3 protein-coding genes and 1 pseudogene are annotated in these 3,050 nt (G+C 56.0%); 1 reads left to right on the top strand and 3 read right to left on the bottom strand.

The features are described 5' to 3' along the window. The 3 genes and pseudogenes from ACMLHZ_RS01110 to ACMLHZ_RS01100 all read right to left on the bottom strand — a co-directional run. A pseudogene (locus ACMLHZ_RS01110) lies at positions 1-392 on the bottom strand (mucin desulfatase); the annotation flags it as partial. 7 nt (positions 393-399) lie between these two features. Continuing rightward, complete coding sequence (locus ACMLHZ_RS01105; RefSeq protein WP_418454521.1) at positions 400-1,323, bottom strand: nucleotidyltransferase family protein; 924 nt, start codon at positions 1,321-1,323, stop codon at positions 400-402. Between the two features lie 180 nt (positions 1,324-1,503). Further along, positions 1,504-2,376 (bottom strand): AraC family transcriptional regulator, encoded by an 873-nt coding sequence (locus ACMLHZ_RS01100; protein WP_177562529.1) that lies wholly within the window; start codon positions 2,374-2,376, stop codon positions 1,504-1,506. Positions 2,377-2,803: 427 nt separating this feature from the next. Between ACMLHZ_RS01100 and ACMLHZ_RS01095 the strand changes: the two genes are divergently transcribed. Further along, positions 2,804-3,050, top strand: a 247-nt coding sequence (locus ACMLHZ_RS01095; RefSeq protein ID WP_418665974.1) for a 1,3-beta-galactosyl-N-acetylhexosamine phosphorylase N-terminal domain-containing protein, incomplete at its 3' end; no start/stop codon positions are given.

Here is a 3,050-nt window from a genome sequence, read left to right as displayed (position 1 = left end):
GTTTCGGCCTTTTGCAGGCACAGGGTGCCCTCGACAAAGGTGTACACCCGCCAGGCGCCGCCGTCGGAATCGGAGTAGTAGTTTTCGCCCTGCTTTGTGGGCACCACGTTCATGGTCTCGCGCATGGCATCGCCGCCCTGCTGCTCGATCATGCCGCGCAGGTAGCCGGTTACGCCGCAGATGTTCTCCATCAGGCCTTTGGGGTCGGTGAAGGTGTTGGTGTTGATGCGCTGCAGGATATAGCGCACACAGTCGCCGGCTTCATCCTGCACATACACACAGAACGTGTCGTTGATGTGGCCCGCGCCGTAGCGCAGGGCCCCGGCCACCTGACCGTTCCAGTTCCAGGCGGCAAGCGCCTCGGGCAGGATCTGTTCCGCAGTATACTTCATAATGCTTTCAGTCCTCCCACAGCTTGTCGGGGTACACGCCCGCGTCGATTTTTTCGTTGATGGCGGCCACCACCACGGGTTTGTCTTCCTTGTAGGTCACACCATACCACTTATCGGGGCTGTGCAGCACCTTGACCCGGGCCTTGCCCTCGGCCACCAGCTCGCTCACCACGCTGGGCAGGAAATACTCGCCCTTGATGGGGTTCTCCACCAGAGCCTTATCCAAAAATTTGGCAAAGCGCAGCTTGGCCTCGCCCACAAAGCTGGGGGTAAAGCCCCACAGGTTCATGGAAACCACCGTGCTGCCGGGCAGCTCGGTCCAGGTTTTGCCGTCGTCCTCGGTAAAATGGATACCGCCGGGGAAGGTTTCGATGCGGGTGCGCTCGGTCACGCTGTCCAGATAGCCGCTGGCGTCGGTTACGCAGACGCCGCGGGCCACATGGCCGTTTTCGGTTACCGTGTTTTCCAGCAGATAACCCACCATGCTGTATTCGTAAACCTCGTCGTCGGCGTGGGCGCTCAGGTAGTCGAACATCACCTGGAAGGCCTCGGGGCCGTAGTAGTCGTCGGCGTTGATCACGGCAAAAGGCGCGTCGATCACATCGGCGGCGCTGAGAATGGCATGGCTGGTGCCCCAGGGCTTGGTGCGGCCTTCGGGAACAGCGTACCCCTCGGGCAGGTTTTCCAGCTGCTGGAAGGCGTAGCGCACCTCCATGTGCTTTTCCATCCGGTTGCCGATGGCCTCGCGGAATTCGGCCTCGATCTCGTGCTTGATGATGAACACGACGGTTTCGAACCCGGCGCGCTTGGCATCGAAGATGGAGTAGTCGATGATGACCTCGCCGTGCCGCCCAACAGGGTCGATCTGCTTGAGCCCGCCGTAGCGGCTGCCCATACCGGCCGCCATTACCACAAGGATTGGTTTTTTCATAGCTGTTTTCTCCTTTTTCATGCGTTTTTGGGTGTTTTATCGCATAGGTCCGCGCCAGAGCGGGACGATCTGCTACCATTGTAATCAATACGTCCGGTTTCGGGAATGGCTTTGTCTGCACAATATTTGCACAATCGGGTTTCGATGCGCACAAAATGCTTTGCGTTTTGTCCAAAAGAGTCAGTCGGCTTCATTTTTGCTGAAAGAGGCCCGTTCGGCCCGCTTTTTTTTGCGGTATTCCATGGGGCTCATGCCCATGGTCTTGCGAAAGCTTTGAGAAAAATAACTGGGGGAGGAAAAACCCATCATGTGGGAGATCTGCGAGAGCGAGTGGTCGGTATCGCACAATAGATAACAGCTTTCCTGCACGCGCCGCTCAATAAGGTAGTTGATGGGGGAGATCTCGTATTCCTTGCTGAAGGAGTGCACTAAGTAATACTTGTTCACATGGGCCATTTCAGCAAGCTGGTCCAGGGTGATGCTCTCTTTAAAATTGGCGTCGATGTAGCGCTTTACCGCCGCGCATTCCTTGCTGGAGCGGCGGGCGGGCGCTACAATGAGCGAAAAATCAGTGTGGCGCATTAAAAGCACCACAAGGATCTCCAGCAGGTTCTGGCACACCAGCTCGTACCCCTCGGTCTTTTGCTCGATCTCGCGCAGGATGCTGCGCAGCAGCGCCAGCAGCTCTTCCCGGCCGCGCCGGAAATTGAACAGGCTGTAGCGGCCGTCGCCGCTGCCTGCGGCGGCAAATTCCAGCCCCTCCACACCCAGTACGATGTATTCCATGGGGTGGGCGTTCAGGCTTACCTCGGTGTGCTCCACCTGCGGGTTCACGATGACCATATCGTCCTGCACCACCGAGAGCATGGTATCCATAATGCGGAACTGGCCCAGGCCCCCCACCACATAGAACAGCTCGGTGCAGCCGTGCGTATGGGGCAGGCTGTGCCAATCGCCCCCATACTTTGCGGTGCTTACATATAAAAGCTTGGCGGCCTTGTGGCTTGCGAGGGAGCCCCCCGGGCTTACCAGGTCGTAGCGTTTATTGCTCATGGTGAATCTCGTTTCCTGAAAATTTTGAGATATTGCTTTGAAAGGAAGCAATATAAAGCGAACTTTCGGCAAAGCTTTACAATTTTGATTATAACGCAATCCGGTGATGGATGCAATTAAAATTCGGCAAGAGGTCAAAATCTTCAAAAGGAGGTAAAAAAATGTGAATTGGGCAATCTGCATTACAAAGCAGGGGATGCGTTGTGGAGAATGTGTACAAAAAAAGAGAACTTCTTATATTACTTAATGGAGTAACTCACAAAAGGGCAATATGAATAAAAAAAAGCGCAACAATCTTGTTGTTAACCTGTACGGAAAAAGTATACTGAAATGGGACATACGGCGGCTTCCCGGCAGGAGCGGGCGGGAGCGCCGGCAGTGAAGCGGCGGGGCCGCCGCCGCAAAAAGCAGATGGAGGGCCTGAATTATGAGTGAAAAAAGCAGGGGCAGGGTCACGATCCCCACAAACCTGGACGTGGTGCCCGAGACGATTGATATTTTGAAACGGTGGGGCGCGGACGCCATCCGCGACTGCGACGGCACCGAGTTCCCCGAGGAGCTGACCAAGGTGGGGGCCAAGATTTACTCGACCTATTACACCACCCGCAAGGACAACGCCTGGGCAAAGCAGAACCCGGACGAGGTGCAGCAGTGCTATATCATGACCGGGTTTC

Source organism: Allofournierella sp., assembly GCF_048388525.1.
Classification (GTDB): Bacteria; Bacillota; Clostridia; order Oscillospirales; family Ruminococcaceae; genus BQOK01.
This window is presented reverse-complemented; position numbering and strand designations above follow the sequence as displayed.